The following is a 19412-nucleotide window of genomic DNA, read 5'->3' on the forward strand; positions in this document are numbered from 1 at the left end:
GTTGGCCGCCAAGAAGAAACCTGCACCCAAGCGCGGCGCCAGCCGCTATCAGGCCCCTGCGAAACAACCGATTCCGGGCTGGCTGTGGATGGCCATCGGCCTGACCGTCGGCGCGTTCATCGTGTTTCTGATGAAACTGGAACCGGGCAAGGGCAGCGACACGGTCAAGCGCGAGAAGGTCGAGCAGCAGCAGAAAGCGTCGAAGATCGCCGAGGCCAACAAGACCCCGCCGAGCCCGACGCAGCCGGTGAAGCCGAAGTACGATTTCTACACGTTGCTGCCGGAATCGGAAGTGATCGTGCCGCCGGACGCGGTACCGGAGAAGACCCTGCCGACGCCGCAAGTGCCGGCCATCCCGACTACGCCGGTAACCCCGGCCGAAGCGGCGAAGATCGACACCGCACGGGCGCAGGCGGCTCTGGCCGGGATCACGCCGCCGCCAGCGCCACCGGTGAGCAAGGCCGCGCCAGTGACCAAGTTCTTCCTTCAGGCCGGTTCGTTCCGCAAGGAAACCGATGCTGACAAGGTGCGTGCGCAGATCATTCTGCTCGGCCAAGCCGTGGCGGTGGAGTCCGGCACGGTGAAAGACGAAACCTGGTATCGCGTTTTGGTCGGCCCGTTCAGCAACCGCGAACAGCTGACCACAGCGCAGAAACAACTGGCCGGCGCCGGCTTCAGCAACCTGTTGTTACAACAACGCCAGAGCCGCTGATACCTGCTGATCGTTCCCACGCTCTGCGTGGGAATGCCTCAACGGACGCTCTGCGTCCCCGGCAGTGAAGGGACGCGGAGCGTCCCGGGCTGCATGCCCACGCAGAGCGTGGGAACGATCAGTTGACAGACACCGCTCGTCCCCTCTCCCGCACCAAGGTTGAAATCCCCTCCAGCACCCCCATATGAATGGGCATAAGGCATTTTCGCCCCGCTGCGTGGAGACTCTTCCCTTGACCACCATCGTTTCAGTCCGCCGCCACGGCAAAGTCGTCATGGGCGGCGACGGCCAGGTTTCTCTCGGCAACACCGTGATGAAAGGCAACGCCAAAAAGGTTCGTCGCCTGTACCACGGCCAGGTCATCGCCGGTTTCGCCGGTGCCACCGCCGACGCCTTCACCTTGTTCGAACGTTTCGAAGGCCAGCTCGAGAAACATCAGGGCCACCTGATCCGCGCCGCCGTCGAGCTCGCCAAAGAATGGCGCACCGACCGCTCCCTGAGCCGCCTCGAAGCGATGCTCGCGGTCGCCAACAAGGATGCCTCGCTGATCATCACTGGCAACGGTGACGTGGTCGAACCCGAAGATGGCCTGATCGCCATGGGTTCCGGCGGCGCCTACGCGCAAGCCGCCGCCAGCGCCCTGCTGAAAAAGACCGACCTGTCGGCGCGCGAAATCGTCGAAACCGCTCTCGGCATCGCCGGCGACATCTGCGTATTCACCAACCACACCCAGACCATTGAGGAGCAGGATCTCGCTGAATAAGCCTGTCGCGGCCTGTGTGCCACGGCTTGTTTGTGCTTGAGGACCGTCAAATATTATGTCCATGACTCCCCGCGAAATCGTCCACGAACTCAACCGCCATATCATCGGCCAGGACGATGCCAAGCGCGCCGTCGCGATTGCCCTGCGCAACCGCTGGCGCCGCATGCAGCTGCCTGAAGAGCTGCGCGTTGAGGTGACCCCGAAGAACATTCTGATGATCGGCCCGACCGGTGTCGGTAAAACCGAGATCGCCCGGCGTCTGGCGAAACTGGCGAATGCGCCGTTCATCAAGGTTGAAGCGACCAAATTCACCGAGGTCGGCTATGTCGGCCGCGACGTCGAGTCGATCATCCGTGATCTGGCTGACGCGGCGATCAAGATGCTCCGCGAGCAGGAAATGACCCGCGTGCGCCACCGCGCCGAAGACGCTGCCGAGGACCGCATCCTCGACGCGTTGTTGCCGCCGGCACGCATGGGTTTCAGCAACGAAGAGGCGCCGGCGAGCGATTCCAATACCCGTCAGCTGTTCCGCAAGCGCCTGCGTGAAGGTCAGCTGGATGACAAGGAAATCGAAATCGAAGTCGCCGAAGTCTCCGGCATCGAAATTGCCACGCCGCCGGGCATGGAAGAGATGACCAACCAGTTGCAGTCCTTGTTCGCCAACATGGGCAAAGGCAAGAAGAAGTCGCGCAAGCTCAAGGTCAAGGAAGCCCTGAAACTGGTGCGCGACGAAGAAGCCGGGCGTCTGGTCAACGAAGAAGAACTGAAGGCCAAGGCGCTGGAAGCGGTCGAACAGCACGGCATTGTCTTCATCGACGAAATCGACAAAGTCGCCAAACGCGGCAATGTCGGCGGCGCCGATGTGTCCAGGGAAGGTGTGCAGCGCGACCTGCTGCCGCTGATCGAAGGCTGCACCGTCAACACCAAGCTGGGCATGGTCAAGACCGACCACATCCTGTTCATCGCTTCCGGTGCGTTCCACCTGAGCAAACCGAGCGATCTGGTGCCGGAACTGCAAGGCCGTTTGCCGATCCGCGTCGAACTCAAGGCGCTGAGCCCGGAAGACTTCGAGCGCATCCTCAGCGAACCGCACGCCTCGCTCACCGAGCAATACTGCGCGCTGCTGAAAACCGAAGGCCTGCACATCCAGTTCCAGCCGGAAGGCATCAAGCGTCTGGCGGAGATCGCCTGGCAGGTCAACGAGAAGACCGAGAACATCGGTGCCCGTCGCCTGCACACGCTGCTCGAGCGCCTGCTCGAAGAGGTATCGTTCAGTGCCGGCGATCTGGCCAGCGCCCATGACGACAAGCCGATCCTGATCGACGCCGAATACGTCAACAGCCACCTTGGCGAATTGGCGCAGAACGAAGACCTGTCCCGTTATATCCTGTAAGCCTCTCTTACAGATGTAATGGAACTGTGGGAACGGGCTTGCTCGCGAAGAAGGTGGCACATTCAACACTTGTGTTGGCTGACCCGACGCTTTCGCGAGCAAGCCCGCTCCCACAAGGTTCCGCACAAGACGGATACCTGAGCATGATTCCCACCGACATCAAACTGCACAAAGCCTCGAAAACCCTGACGCTCACCTACGCGTCCGGCGAGGAGTTCACCCTGCCCGCCGAGTTTCTGCGCGTGCACTCCCCCTCTGCCGAGGTCCAGGGTCACGGCAAACCGATCCTGCAATTGGGCAAGCTCAACGTAGGCCTGAGCAAGCTGGAACCTGCCGGCAATTACGCACTGAAACTGACCTTCGACGATGGTCATGACAGCGGCCTGTTCACCTGGGAATACCTCTACGAACTCGGCAAACGCCAGAACGAACTCTGGGACGATTATCTTGCCGAGCTGCGCGCTGCCGGAAAATCCCGTGATCCGAACGAGTCGTTCGTCAAGCTGATGCTCTAGCCCGTGGTTCTTGCTCTTTAGAGGGCATTTTCTAACTTCATCTGTTTGAATGCTGCGCCTGAGCGGCCGAGGATCGGCTGCTTGCGAAAAAAATTAAACTCGGGTAACCAATGGAGCTGGCAAGTTCCCTGCAGTGCTCTACGACTGTAAAGCAGCTATGCAGAATCAACGGTCACCCGAGCAGTAGTACCCGGCATTGGCTGTGGAAACGACAGCGCAAGACCGGGTACTCGTCTCAGGACAATGGAGCGTCGTAGATGAGTGACAAGAACAACGATGACCTGAAGTACCAAGCCTCGGAGAACACCCTGGGGCTGAACCCCGTCGTCGGGCTGCGCGGAAAGGATCTGCTGGCCTCTGCTCGAATGGTGCTGAAACAAGCCATCAGACAACCGATTCACAGCGTCAGGCACGTGACTCATTTCGGCCTCGAACTGAAGAACGTGCTGCTGGGCAAATCCGCCCTGCAACCGGCCGGCGACGATCGTCGCTTTGCCGACCCGGCGTGGAGTCAGAACCCGCTGTACAAGCGTTATCTGCAAACCTATCTGGCCTGGCGCAAGGAACTGCATGCCTGGATCGATGACAGCAGCCTGTCACCCAAGGACATTGCCCGCGGGCACTTCGTCATCAACCTGATGACTGAAGCCATGGCGCCGACCAACACCGCGGCCAACCCGGCGGCAGTCAAACGCTTCTTCGAAACCGGCGGCAAGAGCCTGCTCGATGGCCTGTCCCATCTGGCCAAGGACCTGGTGCATAACGGCGGCATGCCGAGCCAGGTCAACATGGGTGCCTTCGAAGTCGGCAAGAGCCTCGGCGTGACTGAAGGCGCGGTGGTGTTTCGCAACGATGTGCTGGAGCTGATCCAGTACCGGCCGATCACCGAGCAGGTCCACGAACGGCCCTTGCTGGTGGTGCCGCCGCAAATCAACAAGTTCTACGTGTTCGATTTGAGCCCGGACAAGAGCCTGGCGCGCTTCTGTCTGCGCAACAACGTGCCGACCTTCATCATCAGCTGGCGCAACCCGACCAAGGCCCAGCGCGAATGGGGCCTGTCGACCTACATCGAAGCGCTGAAAGAAGCCGTTGACGTAGTCACGGCGATCACCGGCAGCAAAGATGTGAACATGCTCGGCGCCTGCTCCGGCGGCATCACCTGCACCGCCCTGCTCGGCCACTACGCCGCGCTTGGCGAGAACAAAGTCAATGCCCTCACTCTGCTGGTGAGCGTGCTCGACACCACCCTGGACAGCGACGTCGCGCTGTTCGTCGATGAGCAGACCCTGGAGACCGCCAAGCGCCACTCCTACCAGGCCGGCGTGCTCGAAGGCAAAGACATGGCCAAGGTCTTCGCCTGGATGCGCCCCAACGACCTGATCTGGAACTATTGGGTCAACAATTATCTGCTCGGCAACGAGCCGCCCGTATTCGACATCCTGTTCTGGAACAACGACACCACTCGTCTGCCCGCTGCGTTCCACGGCGACCTGATCGAGATGTTCAAAAACAACCCACTGATCCGCCCCAATGCACTGGAAGTGTGCGGCACGCCTATCGACCTCAAGCAGGTCACCGCCGATATCTTCTCCCTGGCCGGGACCAACGATCACATCACGCCGTGGAAGTCCTGCTACAAGTCGGCGCAGCTGTTTGGCGGAAAAGTTGAATTTGTGCTGTCGAGCAGCGGCCATATCCAGAGCATCCTCAACCCGCCGGGCAACCCGAAGTCACGCTACATGACCGGCGAAGAGATGGCGGCAACCGCCGATGACTGGCAGGAAAACTCGACCAAGCACACTGATTCCTGGTGGCTGTACTGGCAGGCATGGCTGGCCGAACGCTCGGGCAATCTGAAAAAAGCGCCGACGAAACTGGGCAACAAGGCGTATCCGGCGGGCGAGGCTTCGCCGGGCACTTATGTTCACGAGCGGTAACTGACACCACCAAATTCCTACTGTAGGAGCTGCCGAAGGCTGCGATCTCTTGATGTTGCTTGAAATGCAAGATCAAAAGATCGCAGCCTTCGGCAGCTCCTACAGGGGGCGAGGTGGACTTGAAATCTACAGGGCCTCACGCATGCCGCAACCGTTCATATTCCGCACCGTCGATCTGGATGGCCAGACCCTTCGCACAGCGGTGCGCCCCGGCAAGCCTCATTTGACGCCCTTGCTGATTTTCAATGGCATCGGCGCCAACCTGGAGCTGGTGTTTCCGTTCGTCGCAGCGCTCGATCCGGACCTGGAAGTGATCGCCTTCGATGTTCCCGGGGTCGGCGGTTCGTCGACGCCGAACCGGCCGTATCGCTTTCCAGGGCTGGCCAAACTGACGGCGCGGATGCTCGATTATCTCGACTACGGTCAGGTCAATGTGATCGGCGTCTCATGGGGCGGCGCCCTGGCGCAGCAGTTCGCCTACGACTATCCCGAGCGCTGCAAGAAACTGGTTCTGGCCGCGACCGCTGCCGGTGCAGTGATGGTGCCGGGCAAACCGAAAGTGCTGTGGATGATGGCCAGCCCGCGCCGCTACATCCAGCCATCCCATGTGATTCGCATCGCCCCGATGATCTACGGCGGCTCGTTCCGTCGTGACCCGACGCTGGCTGCCAGCCATGCGGCGAAAGTGCGCTCGGCGGGCAAACTCGGTTACTACTGGCAACTGTTCGCCGGCCTCGGCTGGACCAGTATTCACTGGCTGCACAAGATCCATCAGCCGACGCTGGTATTGGCCGGCGACGACGATCCGCTGATCCCGCTGATCAACATGCGCATGCTCGCCTGGCGCATTCCCAACGCGCAGTTGCACATCATCGATGACGGTCATCTGTTCCTGATTACCCGCGCCGAAGCGGTAGCGCCGATCATCATGAAGTTTCTTGAGCAGGAACGTCAGCGCGCGGTGATGCACCCGCATCCGACGCCGCTGGGCGGCTGAGTCCGGCGGCAGACTTTATGCAGTGATTTTTCCAGCAAGTGCGCGGCAGGACGCCACGCAGGCAGCAACCGGCAACAGCGTCTATGGTGTTCTGGTTCGGTGAGTGTGTTTGCCCTGAAGACGAAGGAGTGTTGAGTCATGCGCGAAAAACCAGCGACGGGCGTGGTGCCCAGCCCCGCCGTGTTTATCAACGCCCAGAGCGCGATAGCAGGCCTGCGTGGCAGGGATCTGCTGTCGACACTGCGCAGCGTCGCCGCCCACGGCTTGCGCAACCCGTTGCACAGCGCCAAACACGCGTTGAAATTCGGCGGACAACTGGGCCGCGTACTGCTCGGCGAAACCCTGCACCCGACCAATCCGCAAGACAGCCGCTTCGCGGATCCGGCGTGGAGCCTCAATCCGTTTTACCGGCGCAGCCTGCAGGCATATCTGGCCTGGCAGAAACAGGTCAAAAGCTGGATCGATGAAGGCGACATGAGCTTTGATGATCGCGCCCGCGCGCACTTCGCTTTCAGCCTGCTCAATGACGCCGTGGCGCCGTCCAACACCCTGCTCAATCCGCTGGCGGTCAAAGAGCTGTTCAATTCCGGCGGGCAGAGTCTGGTGCGTGGTCTCAGCCATCTGTTCGATGACCTTTTGCACAACGACGGCCTGCCGCGGCAAGTGACCAAGCAGGCGTTCGAGGTCGGCAAAACAGTAGCGACCACCACTGGGGCTGTGGTGTTTCGCAATGAAATGTTCGAGTTGATCCAGTACAAATCGATGAGCGAAAAGCAGTACGCCAAGCCGTTGCTGGTGGTGCCCCCGCAAATCAACAAGTACTACATTTTCGATCTGAGCCCACAGAACAGCTTCGTCCAGTACGCCCTGAAAAACAGCCTGCAGACGTTCATGATCAGTTGGCGCAACCCCGATGTACGCCATCGCGAATGGGGCCTGTCGAGTTACGTCGAAGCGGTGGAAGAAGCGATGAATATCTGCCGGGCGATCAGCGGCGCGCGGGAAGTGAATCTCATGGGAGCGTGCGCCGGCGGCCTGACCATCGCCGCCCTGCAAGGCCATCTGCAGGCCAAACGGCAATTGCGTCGGGTCGCCAGCGCGACGTATCTGGTCAGCCTGCTCGACAGCCAGATCGAAACCCCGGCCACGCTGTTCGCCGATGAACAGACACTCGAAGCAGCCAAGCGGCGTTCGTATCAGAAAGGCGTGCTCGACGGTCGCGACATGGCCAAGGTCTTTGCCTGGATGCGCCCCAACGATTTGATCTGGAGCTACTTCGTCAACAACTACCTGCTAGGCAAAGAGCCGCCGCCCTTCGACATTCTCTACTGGAACAACGACAACACCCGCCTGCCTGCGGCACTGCACGGCGACTTGCTGGATTTCTTCAAGCACAACCCGCTGATCCACGCTGGCGGTCTTGAAGTGTGCGGCACGCCGATCGATCTGCAGAAGGTCAACGTTGACAGCTTCAGCGTCGCCGGCATGAACGACCACATCACGCCGTGGGACGCGGTGTACCGCTCAACCCTGCTGCTGGGCGGCGAGCGGCGCTTCGTGCTGTCCAACAGCGGCCACGTGCAAAGCATCCTCAATCCGCCGAGCAACCCTAAAGCCACCTACGTCGAAAACGCCAAACTGAGCAGCGACCCGCGCGCCTGGTATTACGACGCCAAACATGTCGACGGCAGCTGGTGGCCGCAGTGGCTGGAGTGGGTAGCCCAGCGCTCCGGCGCCCTGCACGAAACCCGCACCACGCTCGGCAATCCGAATTATCCACCGATGGAAGCGGCACCCGGCACCTATGTGCATGTGCGCTGAAGCTCAACCGAATTTTTGCTAAGAAGACTGGATGAAAACCCGCGACCGGATTCTCGAATGTGCGCTGCAACTGTTCAATCAGAAGGGCGAGCCGAACGTTTCCACCATGGAGGTGGCCAACGAAATGGGGATCAGCCCCGGCAATCTCTACTACCACTTTCACGGCAAGGAACCGCTGATTCTCGGTCTGTTCGAACGCTTCCAGCATGAACTCGCACCGCTGCTCGACCCGCCGCCGGAAGTGGAGCTGGCGCCGGAGGATTACTGGCTGTTTCTGCATTTGATCGTCGAGCGACTGGCGCAATACCGGTTTCTTTTCCAGGACCTGTCGAACCTTGCCGGACGCCTGCCGAAACTGGCCAAGGGGATTCGCAATCTGCTCAACGCGTTGAAGAGAACGCTGGCGTCGCTACTGGCGCGGTTGAAGGCTGCCGGTCAACTGGTCAGCGATACGCAGGCGCTGGGGCAACTGGTGGAGCAGGTGACCATGACGTTGCTGTTCTCGCTGGATTATCAGCGGATTCTTGACCGGGAGGGCGAGGTCAGGTTGGTCGTGTACCAGATCATGATGCTGGTGGCGCCGCATCTGTTGCCGCCGGTGAAAGTGGCGACAGAGCGGATGGCGCTGCAGTACCTTGAGGATCACGACTGAACGAAATGTTCCTGTGAATGCAAATTTCATCTGTGGGAGCGGGCTTGCTCGCGAAGGCGTCTTGTCAGTCGACATTTGAGTTGACGGACACGCCCCTTCGCGAGCAAGCCCGCTCCCACAAGGGATCGATGGCATTGTTGAGACACAAAAACGCCCGACCTTCACAGGCCGGGCGTTTTTGATTTGCCCTGGAATCAGGACTGACTGGATGGCGTCGACGGTGTCGATGCTGCAGTCGGGGTGGCGGCTGCCGTTGGCGCCGCAGCGGAGTTTGCCGCACTGGCCGGAGCGGTTGGAGCAGTTGATGGCACGGCGGGCGGTTTTGGCGCGGCGGCTTTCGGCGCGGCCGGTTTTTTCGCTGCAGGCTTTTTCGCCGCAGCCGGTTTGGTCGCAGGCTTCGCAGCGGGTTTGGCGGCAGCGGTTTTCGCTGCTGGCCTGGCCGCTGGTTTCGCTGCCGTTTTAGCCGCAGGTTTCGCTGCGGTTTTAGCAGCAACCGGTTTGGCGGCAGCCTTGGTTGCAGGTTTGGCAGCAGCGGTTTTTGCGGCCGGTTTGGCTGCAGCTTTCGCAGCAGGTTTAGCCGCCGCTTTGGCCAGTGGCTTGGCTGCGGTTTTCGCCGCAGGTTTGGCCGCTGCAGTTTTAGTGGCGGGCTTCGCCGCAGCGGTTTTCGCCGCCACAGGCTGAGCCTTCTGACCGGTGAGCTTTTCAATCTGTCTGGTCAGCGTATCGACCTTGGCATTGAGCGCCTTGACCTCATTGCGGCTCGGCACACCGAGGCGTGAAATCGCGCTGTTCAGGCGCTTGTCGAAAGCCCCTTCCAGTTCGTCCCACTTGCCCATGGCGCGGTCTTTCACACCGCTGATACGCGACTTGGCCGAAGAGGTCGAGTCCTCGACTTTCTTGCCGACTGCAGTCTTGGTGAGCTTCTCGGCCTTCTCGCCATCTTTGACCAATGCATCGAAGAGTTTGCTGCCGTCAGTGTCGATCTTCGAGTACACGCCTAAACCAGCCAGCCAGATTTTGCGGGAGTAAGACTCGACCTTCCCGACCCACGAGCTGCTTTCTTTATCGGTGTTCTTTTTGCCAGCCATCCCGTTCTCCTTAAGATTTTCGCGCGACGCGTTCGAGCAATGCCGTCAGCTCATCGAGCTTAGCAGAGAGTGCCTCAACGTCATGTTTAGACGGAATGCCGATCCGATTCAAGGCGCTGGCCACACGGTTGTCGAAGGCCTTCTCGACCTTGTCCAGCTGAACTTCAACGCGGCCCTTGAACGAGCTGACTTGGGTGGCCGCGTCATCGATCTCGGCGTTGGCCGCGAGGAGTTTTTCGCTGACCACTTTTTTGCCTTTCTTTTCAACAGTTTGACCGGCGGCGACGAGCTCTTGAAAGTACTCGCTGCCCTCCTGACCGACCTTGGTGTAAGCACCCAGGCCTGCCAGCCAGATCTTGCGGGCATAGGATTTGACGTCGCTCAACGTCGAAGTCGGAGCGTCGATTTTTTTCTTCAAAATGACTTTGGCCATGGTGCACCTCACGCGCAGAAGGTTTGAGGAACTGCCGGACGAGTGTCGGGCTCAGGCACAAAGTAGGTAGAAAAATTAGAAAGGGCACCCTAACCAGCGGGAGCATCACAAAACAAATGTGGGAGCGTGCTTGCTCGCGAAGGCGTCGTGCCAGACAACTTTCGAGTCGGCTGACACACCGCCTTCGCGAGCAAGCCCGCTCCCACAGGGGATCGGATTTCAATCTGGAGTCAGGCCAAGGCTTTGTCGAGGGCTTTCTCGATCTCGGCTTTGATCATGCCGCTCATGGCCGACATCATCAGGCCAAGCTCGACGTCGACCCTGATCGAATCGTCCGCGACATGCACTTCGCCTTTTACGCCTGAGCGCTTGAGGTTCAGGGTATCGCCCGACCACTGCGGCTCCAGGCCGTATTGTTCATTGAGCTTTTTGGCCAGCTTGTCGGCCTTCTCGCGGGCGGCTTCCTTGCCCAAGGTGTGGGCACGCTCAACACTGATTTTGGCCATGGAATAACTCCTGATGATTGAATGGCTGACGGTGAATCTTGACCGCATCTGCGGCAAATCGTCCCGAAGGTTGCCCATCTTACCTTTAGCCATTCCAAGACAAAGCATGGCTTGGGGATTAGAATGTCGCGCATTCTCTTTTGGTGACAGCGATATGACTGATCAGCGCAAAGGCAGCGATGCCGAACCCACCACTCACTTCGGCTTCAAAAACGTTCCGGAAAGCCAGAAAGCGGAAAAAGTCGCTGAGGTTTTTCATTCCGTAGCCGCTAAATACGACCTGATGAACGACCTTCTGTCGGGCGGCATGCACCGTCTGTGGAAGCGTTTCGCGATCGAACTGTCCGGCGTGCGCAGCGGTAACCGCGTGCTCGACATCGCCGGTGGCACTGGTGATCTGACACGCAAGTTCTCGAACCTCGTCGGCCCGACCGGTCAGGTCGTGCTGGCCGACATCAACGAATCGATGCTCAAGGTCGGCCGTGATCGCCTGCTCGATCTGGGTGTCGCCGGCAACGTCGAATTCGTCCAGGCAGATGCGGAAAAACTGCCATTCCCGGACAACCATTTCGACTGCGTGACCATCGCCTTCGGCCTGCGCAACGTGACGCACAAAGAGGACGCGCTGCGTTCGATGCTGCGCGTGCTCAAGCCCGGCGGACGCCTGCTGGTGCTGGAATTTTCCAAGCCGACCAACGCACTGATGTCCAAAGCCTACGACGCCTACTCGTTCGCCTTCATGCCGCTGATGGGCAAGCTGATCACCAACGACTCGGAAAGCTATCGCTACCTGGCCGAATCGATCCGCATGCACCCGAATCAGGAAACCCTGAAGTCGATGATGGTCGAGGCCGGTTTCGACCGCGTGACCTATCACAACATGACTGCAGGCATCGTCGCCCTGCACCGCGGCATCAAGCCCTGATGTTGCTCACCGGGCTGCTCGCCAGCGTCGAACTCGGCCTCAACCGGGTGCTGCGTCTCGACAGCACGGCGCTGCCGCGCCTGGCGCATCTGACCGGCAAAGTGATCGCGGTCGACTGCCGCAGCCCGGCGTTGCAACTGTTCATCCTGCCCAGTGACGAAGGCCTGATGCTGGCATCGCAGTGGGCAGCGGACGTCGATTGCACGTTGCGCGCACCGGCTTCGAGCCTGGTGAAACTGGCCCTGAGCAAAAACAAGACCGCCGTGCTGCACGCACCGGAAGTCGAACTCGATGGCGACAGCGGTGTGTTGCTGGAACTGGCCGGCGTGCTGCAAGACCTCGAGCTGGACTGGGAGTACGAACTCTCGCGCTGGCTCGGCCCAGTCGCCACGCAACTGCTCGGTGGCCACCTGCGCAGCCGCGCGCGCTGGTATCAACAAGGATTTGCCAGCCTCAACCAGAATCTTGCCGAATACCTCGCCGAAGAATCGCGCACCCTCGTCGGGCAACGCGAAGCGCAAGCGCGATTCAGCGAACTGGACCGGATCAAACTTGATCTGGAACGACTCGAGGCGCGTTTCGAGCGCCTTTCCCGATCCCTCGACCCAAGCGATAACGCATGAAGCTGCTTGCCGTCCGCCGTCTGTTGCGCATCCAGCGCGTCGTGATCCGCTACCGCCTCGATGACCTGCTGTTCGATCTGCCACTGCCCTGGTTTCTTCTGGCCGTGCGCTTTTTGCTGCCGTGGCGCTGGCTGCCGCGCAAGCCGCTGGAGCTCAACCGTGGCGCGCGCTTGCGCCTGGCGTTGCAGGATCTTGGGCCGATCTTCATCAAGTTCGGGCAGATCCTTTCGACCCGTCGCGACCTGTTGCCGGAAGACATCGCCGATGAGCTGATGCTCCTGCAGGACCGCGTACCACCGTTCGATTCGCAAGTGTCGATCAAGCTGATCGAAGAACAGCTGGGCAAGAAAATCAGCGAAGTGTTCAGCCGTTTCGACGTTGCCCCGCTGGCCTCGGCCTCGGTGGCGCAGGTGCACGCGGCGCAGCTCAAAAGCGGCGAAGAAGTCGTGGTCAAGGTGATTCGCCCGGGCCTGAAACCGATCATCGCGCAGGATCTGGCATGGCTGTTCATCCTCGCCCGCGCGGCGGAAAAATTCTCCGCTGACGCGCGCCTGCTGCACCCGGTCGACGTGGTGCAGGATTACGAAAAGACCATTTACGACGAACTCGATCTGTTGCGCGAGGCGGCCAACGCCAGCCAGTTGCGCCGCAACTTCGAAGGCTCGCAGCTGCTTTATGTACCGCAAGTCTATTGGGACTGGTGCCGGCCGAAAGTGCTGGTGATGGAGCGCATCTACGGGATTCAGGTCACCGATCTGGCAACCCTCGCCGACCAGCGCACCGACATGAAAATGCTCGCCGAGCGCGGCGTCGAGATTTTCTTCACCCAGGTGTTTCGCGACAGTTTCTTCCACGCCGACATGCACCCGGGCAACATCTTCGTCAGCACCGTCAACCCGTGGAGCCCGCAGGACATCGCGATAGACTGCGGCATCGACTGCATCCTGACCCCGGAAGACCAGGATTATCTGGCGCGCAACCTGTTCGCCTTCTTCAAGCGTGACTACCGCCGTGTCGCGCAGTTGCACATCGATTCGGGCTGGGTGCCGGCGGAAACCAAGCTCAACGAATTCGAAGCGGCGATCCGTACGGTGTGCGAACCGATCTTCGAAAAACCATTGAAAGATATTTCATTTGGCCAGGTGCTGATGCGCCTGTTCCAGACCGCACGCCGCTTCAACATGGAAGTGCAGCCGCAACTGGTGCTGTTGCAGAAGACCCTGTTGAACATCGAAGGCCTTGGCCGTCAGCTGTATCCGGACCTGGACCTGTGGAACACCGCGCAGCCGTTTCTCGAGCGCTGGATGCGCGAACGCGTCAGCCCGAAAGCCTTGCTGGGCAATGTGCAGAGCCAGCTGGAGCAGATTCCGCACCTGTCGAACATGGCCCGCGATCTGCTCGAACGCATGTCGCAGCCCCACGCCAAAGACCCGCCGCCGCCGTGGCGCAAACGCAAGGACGATTGGTTCCTGCGCCTGCTCGGCTGCGCGCATCTGGCCGGCGGTGCGATCCTCGCCGCAGGTGGCCCGCTGACCGATTGGTCGCACTGGCCCGCCGGAATCATGATCGCGGTCGGTTTGTATCTGGTCGTTCGCCGATAGCACGAATCAGCTGCAAGTTATAAGCTGCAAACTGCATGCAAGGCGACACAGACACACCGCAACCTGCTTTTACTTGCAGCTTGAAGCTTGAAACTCGAAGCTGCTTTTCAGGAACTGAAGATGAAAAACTGGCTGGACGAGATCAAGTGGGACGCTGACGGCCTGGTGCCGGCAATTGCCCAGGATCACAAGACCGGGCGCGTATTGATGATGGCCTGGATGAACCGCGAAGCGCTCGAACTGACCGCAGCAGAGAATCGTGCAATCTACTGGTCACGTTCCCGTGGCAAGCTGTGGCGCAAGGGCGAAGAGTCCGGCCATGTGCAAACTCTGCATGAGATGCGTCTGGACTGTGACGCCGACGTGATCATCCTGATGGTCGAACAGGTCGGCGACATCGCCTGCCACACCGGCCGTCAAAGCTGCTTTTACCGGGTCTTCGAAAACGGCGACTGGAAGACGGTCGACCCGGTACTGAAAGACCCGCACGCCATCTATTGCGCAGGACACACACATGAGTGACACCCTGACCCGCCTCGCTCAGGTACTTGAGGAGCGCAAAGGCGCAGCCGCCGACAGTTCGTATGTCGCCAGCCTGTATCACAAGGGGCTGAACAAGATTCTGGAGAAAGTCGGCGAAGAGTCGGTCGAAACCATTATTGCCGCCAAGGATGCCGCGATCAGCGGTGACTGCAGCGATGTCATCTACGAGACCGCCGACCTGTGGTTTCACAGCATGGTCATGCTTGCCCAACTGGGGCAGCATCCGCAGGCCGTGCTGGATGAACTGGACCGTCGCTTCGGCCTGTCCGGACACGTCGAGAAAGCCTCGCGTCCGTCCGCCTGAACAACTTTTAGAGAGGAACCGCCACATGGGCATTTTTGACTGGAAACACTGGGTCGTCATTCTGATTGTCGTGGTGCTGGTGTTCGGTACCAAGAAACTGAAAAACCTCGGCACTGACGTTGGCGAATCGATCAAGGGCTTTCGCAAAGCCATGAACGACGACGAAAAACCCGCCGAGCCGAGCGTGACCCCGCCAGCGCAGCCTGTGCCACCAGTGCAGCCGCAGACCACCGCGCAGGCCAACCCGCCGCACACGATCGACGTGCAGGCGCAGAAAGTCGAAGAGCCGATCCGCAAAGACGTGTGAGCACTGACTAATGTTTGGTATCAGCTTCTCTGAACTGCTGCTCGTCGGCCTCGTTGCCCTGCTGGTGCTCGGCCCCGAGCGTCTGCCGGGCGCTGCGCGCACCGCCGGTTTGTGGGTCGGCCGCCTGAAGCGCAGCTTCAACGCGATCAAACAGGAAGTTGAACGTGAAATCGGTGCCGACGAGATCCGTCGGCAACTGCATAACGAACATATTCTGTCGCTGGAGCAAGAGGCGCGGAAAATCTTCAATCCGAACCAGCAGGAGCCGACGCCGGTTGAGCCTGTCGGTGAGCAGACAATTCATGCACCTGCTGCACCTGCTCCGACGCCTGCACCCGTCGCGCCGACAGTACCGACGCCCGCCGTAGCAGACTCTCCGGTTGAACACGTAGCACCAACTGCCGCGCCTACTACACCAGCGCCTCACGATCCTACTTTGCCGCCGCGAGCCCCATGAGCGATCTTCCGGAAAACGACCAGCACATGCCGCTGGTTTCGCACCTCACCGAGCTGCGCACCCGCCTGCTGCGTTGTGTGGCGGCGATCTTCATCATCTTTGCCGGGCTGTTCGCCTTCACCCAGCAGATCTACACCTTCGTCTCGACGCCGTTGCGCCAGTACCTGCCGGTCGGCGCGACGATGATCGCCACCGATGTGTCGTCGCCGTTCCTGACGCCGCTGAAGCTGACGATGATGGTCTCGCTGTTCCTCGCGATTCCAGTGATCCTGCACCAGATCTGGGGCTTTATCGCACCGGGCCTGTACAAGCACGAAAAACGTGTCGCGGTACCGCTGCTGATCTCCAGCATCCTGCTGTTCTACGTCGGCATGGCGTTCGCCTATTACTTCGTGTTTCCGCTGATCTTCAAGTTCTTCGCTGCCGCCACCCCGGCTGGCGTGGAAATGATGACCGACATCGCCAGTTACCTCGATTTCGTCATGACACTGTTCTTCGCCTTCGGCGTGGCGTTCGAAATTCCGGTGGCCGTGGTGCTGCTGGTGTGGATCGGCGTGGTCGACGTCAAATACCTGAAGAAGATCCGCCCGTACGTGATCATCGGCTGCTTCGTGGTCGGCATGATCCTCACCCCGCCGGACATCTTCTCGCAGACTCTGCTGGCCGTGCCGATGTGGATGCTGTTCGAGATCGGCATTCTTTTCGGCGCGCTGGTCAGCAAGCGTGAACGCCCGGAAGAAACCCCGGCCGACGACCATAACGACCAGCCGCCAGCGACCCAGGCATGAATCTGCTGCTGCTCGAAGAGGCCGACTTCATTGCGGCCGACCGCGTGATCCTGCGTGATCGGCGCCTGACCCATATGCAGCAAGTGCATCGCGCGGAAGTGGGCGACAGCCTGCGTGTGGGGCGCATCAACGGCTTGATGGGTTCGGCCGAGCTGCTGCGCCTGGAAGCGGGCGAAGCGGAACTGCGTGTCAGCCTCGATCAACCACCGCCGGCCAAGTTGCCGCTGACCTTGGTGCTGGCCCTGCCCCGGCCGAAAATGCTGCGCCGCGTGTTCCAGACCGTCGCGACCATGGGCGTGGCCAAGGTGATCCTGGTCAACAGCTACCGCGTCGAGAAAAGCTTCTGGCAGACGCCCTTTCTGGAGCCGGAAGCGATTCGTGAGCAGTTGATTCTTGGTCTTGAACAAGCTCGCGATACCGTGCTGCCAGAGATCGTCATCGAAAAGCGCTTCAAGCCTTTCGTTGAAGATCGTTTGCCGGCGATCACCGAGGGCACCCTTGGCCTGGTCGGCCATCCCGGTAATTTCCCGCCCTGCCCGCGCGCGCTGAGCGAGCCAGTGACCTTGGCCATCGGCCCGGAGGGGGGCTGGATTCCTTACGAAATCGATCTGCTGACCAAGTCCGGCCTGCAACCGGTGCAATTGGGCGAGCGCATCCTGCGCGTCGAAACCGCTGTCACCGCCCTGCTTGCACGCCTGTTCTAGCGCGACACCGATCCGTGTAGGAGCTGCCGAGTGCAACGAGGCTGCGATCTTTTGATCTTGCCTCTAAAAAAACAAGATCAAGAGATCGCAGCCTCGTTGCACTCGTCAGCTCCTACAAGCTCCTACAAGTCCTACGGTCGCGGACAAGTGGCGTTACAGATTGCCATCACCCAGCCGATACAACCCCTATAAGTCCAATTAGTGGTCCGAAGGGAGTGGTCGCATGTACCGTTGGTTAGCCGAGAGTCTTGGAAACGTCAGCGTCAAACGCAAGCTGGGCATCGGTTTCGGCCTGGTGCTGTTGCTGACACTGTTGATCACTTTCACCGGCTGGACCGGCATGAGCGGCATCATCAGCCGTGGCGACAAGCTCGGCTTCATTTCCAGCCTCAACGAGTTGACCAAAGACCTGCGCCTGGCGCGCATGGACTACGACATGCGTCGTGGCGAACAGGGCCCGGGCGCGGTCAATGAATACCTCAACAAACTCGACAGCGGTCTGCAATCGGCCCGCGGCATGATCGAGCAGCCGTCCGACGTGGCGATGGTCGACCAGCAATTGGCGGCCGTTGCCGAATACAAACGTGCCTTCGGCGAAATGACCCAGGCCACCATGCAGCGTGAAGATGCGCGCAGCAAGCTTGGCGCCAATGCCGACAACGCCGTGGCCAAGGTCGGCGAAGTCGAAAGTGCGCTGCTGCAAGGCGACAGCGTCGCGCAATACAACGCAGTGATCGAACTGAGCAAATTGCTCCAGCAGGCGCGCTATCAGGTGCGCGGCTACACCTACAGCGGCAAGGCCGACGCCGAGCAACCAGCGCTGACCGCTATCGACAATGCCCTGAAAAACCTCGAGAGCCTGCCGAGCCGCGTGCCGGAGCAACACATTACCAACCTGCAGCAAGCCACCGACTCGCTCAAGGCTTACCGCGCCGCCGTCGCCCAATTCCGTGACTCCCAGGTGAAGAACGCTGCATCGCTTGCCAGCATGTCCGCTCAGGGCGACATCCTGATCGCACTCAGCAAAAAACTCACCGAATCGCAAACCGTGGTGCGCGACACCGATGCCGCCCATGCCAAGAACATGCTGCTGGTCGCCACTGCGCTGGCATTGGCCTTCGGTCTGATCGCCGCTTGGGCGATCACTCGGCAAATCATCATTCCGCTGACCCAGACCCTCAAAGTCGCCGAGCGCGTGGCCGCCGGCGACCTGACCCACAACCTGGTGTCCCTGCGCCGCGACGAACTCGGCCAGTTGCAGCGCTCGATGCAAAGCATGACCCAAGGCCTGCGCGAGTTGATCGGCGGTATCAGCGACGGCGTCACGCAGATCGCCAGTGCCGCTGAAGAACTGTCGGCCGTGACCGAGCAGACCAGCGCCGGGGTCAACAATCAAAAGGTCGAGACCGATCAGGTCGCCACCGCCATGAACGAAATGGCCGCCACCGTACAGGAAGTCGCGCGCAACGCTGAAGAGGCTTCCGAGGCCGCTGTCGCCGCTGACCAACAGGCGCGTGAAGGTGACAAGGTCGTCGGCGAAGCCATCGCGCAGATCGAGCGTCTGGCGGTCGAGGTCAGTCACTCCACCGAAGCCATGGGCGAGCTCAAGCGCGAAAGCGACAAGATCGGCAGCGTCCTCGACGTGATCAAATCGGTTGCCCAACAAACCAACCTGCTGGCGCTCAACGCCGCCATCGAAGCCGCCCGTGCCGGTGAGGCCGGACGTGGTTTCGCCGTGGTGGCCGATGAAGTGCGCAGCCTCGCCCAGCGCACGCAGAAGTCCACCGAAGAAATCGAAGAGCTGATCGTCGGCCTGCAAAACGGCACCCAGCAAGTGGCGACGATCATGGACAACAGCCGCAGCCTTACCGACAGCAGCGTCGAACTGACCCGTCGTGCCGGCGGCTCACTGGAAAGCATCACCCGCACCGTCTCGGCGATTCAGGCAATGAACCAGCAGATCGCCGCAGCCGCCGAGCAGCAGAGCGCCGTGGCCGAAGAGATCAACCGTAGCGTGCTGAACGTGCGCGATGTGTCGGATCAGACCTCGGCGGCCAGTGAGGAGACGGCGGCGTCCAGCGTTGAGCTGGCGCGGTTGGGTACTCACCTGCAGATGCTTGTTGGCCGTTTCAAAGTCTGAGTGGATGCACAACCTCGGTTCGCCTGTAACCGAGGTGATGCCTGCTCGCGAAGGCAGCGGCGCGGTCTGCGCGTCGTAGCTAACGGGCTCGCCAATTCGGCGACGAATGCTATGCACCGGTTTTTTTTGTACAAGTTCTGATCGGGATTTGTTCGCGGATCAACAGCGGACATAAAAAAACCCCGCTGACTCAGCGGGGTTTT

Annotated in this window: 21 protein-coding genes and 1 pseudogene; 19 read left to right on the top strand and 3 right to left on the bottom strand. The window is 60.4% G+C overall.

Translation table 11 applies throughout. From position 1 onward, the window contains the following. Nucleotide 1: 1 nt before the first annotated feature. The 8 genes from ACIGDJ_RS10065 to ACIGDJ_RS10100 all read left to right on the top strand — a co-directional run bounded on the left by ACIGDJ_RS10065 (nt 2) and on the right by ACIGDJ_RS10100 (nt 8790). Complete coding sequence (locus ACIGDJ_RS10065; RefSeq protein WP_016772059.1) at nt 2-712, top strand: SPOR domain-containing protein; 711 nt, start codon at nt 2-4, stop codon at nt 710-712. Between the two features lie 232 nt (nt 713-944). After that, nucleotides 945-1475, top strand: a complete 531-nt coding sequence (gene hslV / locus ACIGDJ_RS10070; RefSeq protein WP_007968352.1) for an ATP-dependent protease subunit HslV — start codon at nt 945-947, stop codon at nt 1473-1475. A 55-nt stretch (nt 1476-1530) separates the two neighbouring features. Then, nucleotides 1531-2868, top strand: a complete 1338-nt coding sequence (hslU, locus tag ACIGDJ_RS10075) for an ATP-dependent protease ATPase subunit HslU (protein WP_090280386.1) — start codon at nt 1531-1533, stop codon at nt 2866-2868. Nucleotides 2869-3011: 143 nt separating this feature from the next. After that, nucleotides 3012-3383, top strand: a complete 372-nt coding sequence (locus ACIGDJ_RS10080; protein WP_397479476.1) for a gamma-butyrobetaine hydroxylase-like domain-containing protein — start codon at nt 3012-3014, stop codon at nt 3381-3383. A gap of 257 nt (nt 3384-3640) precedes the next feature. Next, complete coding sequence (gene phaC / locus ACIGDJ_RS10085) at nt 3641-5320, top strand: class II poly(R)-hydroxyalkanoic acid synthase (RefSeq protein ID WP_101156650.1); 1680 nt, start codon at nt 3641-3643, stop codon at nt 5318-5320. 142 nt (nt 5321-5462) lie between these two features. Then, nucleotides 5463-6317, top strand: a complete 855-nt coding sequence (phaZ, locus tag ACIGDJ_RS10090) for a poly(3-hydroxyalkanoate) depolymerase (protein WP_101156653.1) — start codon at nt 5463-5465, stop codon at nt 6315-6317. 138 nt (nt 6318-6455) lie between these two features. Beyond that, nucleotides 6456-8138: a class II poly(R)-hydroxyalkanoic acid synthase gene (gene phaC / locus ACIGDJ_RS10095; RefSeq protein WP_397479475.1), complete on the top strand. Its 1683-nt coding sequence runs from the start codon at nt 6456-6458 to the stop codon at nt 8136-8138. A gap of 31 nt (nt 8139-8169) precedes the next feature. Next, nucleotides 8170-8790: a TetR/AcrR family transcriptional regulator gene (locus tag ACIGDJ_RS10100; RefSeq protein ID WP_397479474.1), complete on the top strand. Its 621-nt coding sequence runs from the start codon at nt 8170-8172 to the stop codon at nt 8788-8790. 194 nt (nt 8791-8984) lie between these two features. Here the strand turns inward: ACIGDJ_RS10100 and ACIGDJ_RS10105 are convergent, their stop codons facing one another. The 3 genes from ACIGDJ_RS10105 to ACIGDJ_RS10115 form a co-directional block, all read right to left on the bottom strand. Continuing rightward, nucleotides 8985-9878, bottom strand: a complete 894-nt coding sequence (locus ACIGDJ_RS10105; RefSeq protein ID WP_397479473.1) for a phasin family protein — start codon at nt 9876-9878, stop codon at nt 8985-8987. A 10-nt stretch (nt 9879-9888) separates the two neighbouring features. Continuing rightward, nucleotides 9889-10311 (bottom strand): phasin family protein, encoded by a 423-nt coding sequence (locus ACIGDJ_RS10110; protein ID WP_101156663.1) that lies wholly within the window; start codon nt 10309-10311, stop codon nt 9889-9891. A gap of 230 nt (nt 10312-10541) precedes the next feature. Continuing rightward, nucleotides 10542-10817 carry a polyhydroxyalkanoic acid system family protein gene (locus ACIGDJ_RS10115; protein ID WP_056787308.1) on the bottom strand — a complete coding sequence of 92 codons (276 nt, stop codon included), beginning with the start codon at nt 10815-10817 and terminating at the stop codon, nt 10542-10544. 154 nt (nt 10818-10971) lie between these two features. On the opposite strand from ACIGDJ_RS10115, the gene ubiE reads away from it, so the two are divergent. From ubiE to ACIGDJ_RS10170, 11 genes and pseudogenes are all read left to right on the top strand, one after another. Continuing rightward, the gene (gene ubiE, locus ACIGDJ_RS10120) at nt 10972-11742 is read left to right on the top strand and encodes a bifunctional demethylmenaquinone methyltransferase/2-methoxy-6-polyprenyl-1,4-benzoquinol methylase UbiE (RefSeq protein ID WP_016772069.1); all 771 of its coding nucleotides are present in this window, start codon (nt 10972-10974) and stop codon (nt 11740-11742) included. Continuing rightward, nucleotides 11742-12365 (top strand): SCP2 domain-containing protein, encoded by a 624-nt coding sequence (locus ACIGDJ_RS10125; protein ID WP_101156667.1) that lies wholly within the window; start codon nt 11742-11744, stop codon nt 12363-12365. The genes ubiE and ACIGDJ_RS10125 overlap by 1 nt, the downstream gene beginning before the upstream one ends. Then, nucleotides 12362-13966, top strand: coding sequence for a ubiquinone biosynthesis regulatory protein kinase UbiB (ubiB, locus tag ACIGDJ_RS10130; protein ID WP_397504548.1), 1605 nt, complete (start codon nt 12362-12364; stop codon nt 13964-13966). The genes ACIGDJ_RS10125 and ubiB overlap by 4 nt, the downstream gene beginning before the upstream one ends. 120 nt (nt 13967-14086) lie before the next feature. Next, nucleotides 14087-14488 (top strand): phosphoribosyl-AMP cyclohydrolase, encoded by a 402-nt coding sequence (gene hisI, locus ACIGDJ_RS10135; RefSeq protein ID WP_397479470.1) that lies wholly within the window; start codon nt 14087-14089, stop codon nt 14486-14488. Beyond that, nucleotides 14481-14813: a phosphoribosyl-ATP diphosphatase gene (locus ACIGDJ_RS10140; protein ID WP_003220849.1), complete on the top strand. Its 333-nt coding sequence runs from the start codon at nt 14481-14483 to the stop codon at nt 14811-14813. The genes hisI and ACIGDJ_RS10140 overlap by 8 nt, the downstream gene beginning before the upstream one ends. 25 nt (nt 14814-14838) lie before the next feature. Further along, nucleotides 14839-15120, top strand: a complete 282-nt coding sequence (locus tag ACIGDJ_RS10145) for a twin-arginine translocase TatA/TatE family subunit (protein ID WP_016772073.1) — start codon at nt 14839-14841, stop codon at nt 15118-15120. A 10-nt stretch (nt 15121-15130) separates the two neighbouring features. Further along, complete coding sequence (gene tatB, locus ACIGDJ_RS10150) at nt 15131-15577, top strand: Sec-independent protein translocase protein TatB (RefSeq protein WP_312997883.1); 447 nt, start codon at nt 15131-15133, stop codon at nt 15575-15577. After that, the gene (gene tatC / locus ACIGDJ_RS10155; protein WP_312997885.1) at nt 15574-16365 is read left to right on the top strand and encodes a twin-arginine translocase subunit TatC; all 792 of its coding nucleotides are present in this window, start codon (nt 15574-15576) and stop codon (nt 16363-16365) included. Before tatB ends, tatC begins: the two co-directional genes overlap by 4 nt. After that, the gene (locus tag ACIGDJ_RS10160) at nt 16362-17069 is read left to right on the top strand and encodes a 16S rRNA (uracil(1498)-N(3))-methyltransferase (protein ID WP_397479469.1); all 708 of its coding nucleotides are present in this window, start codon (nt 16362-16364) and stop codon (nt 17067-17069) included. Before tatC ends, ACIGDJ_RS10160 begins: the two co-directional genes overlap by 4 nt. A 340-nt stretch (nt 17070-17409) precedes the next feature. Next, nucleotides 17410-18354, top strand: a pseudogene (locus ACIGDJ_RS10165) (methyl-accepting chemotaxis protein); the annotation flags it as partial. Nucleotides 18355-18495: 141 nt separating this feature from the next. Further along, complete coding sequence (locus ACIGDJ_RS10170) at nt 18496-19209, top strand: methyl-accepting chemotaxis protein (RefSeq protein WP_397504550.1); 714 nt, start codon at nt 18496-18498, stop codon at nt 19207-19209. Nucleotides 19210-19412: the final 203 nt, after the last annotated feature.

It is taken from the genome of Pseudomonas sp. NPDC079367, from assembly GCF_044542195.1.
Taxonomy (GTDB): Bacteria; Pseudomonadota; Gammaproteobacteria; order Pseudomonadales; family Pseudomonadaceae; genus Aquipseudomonas.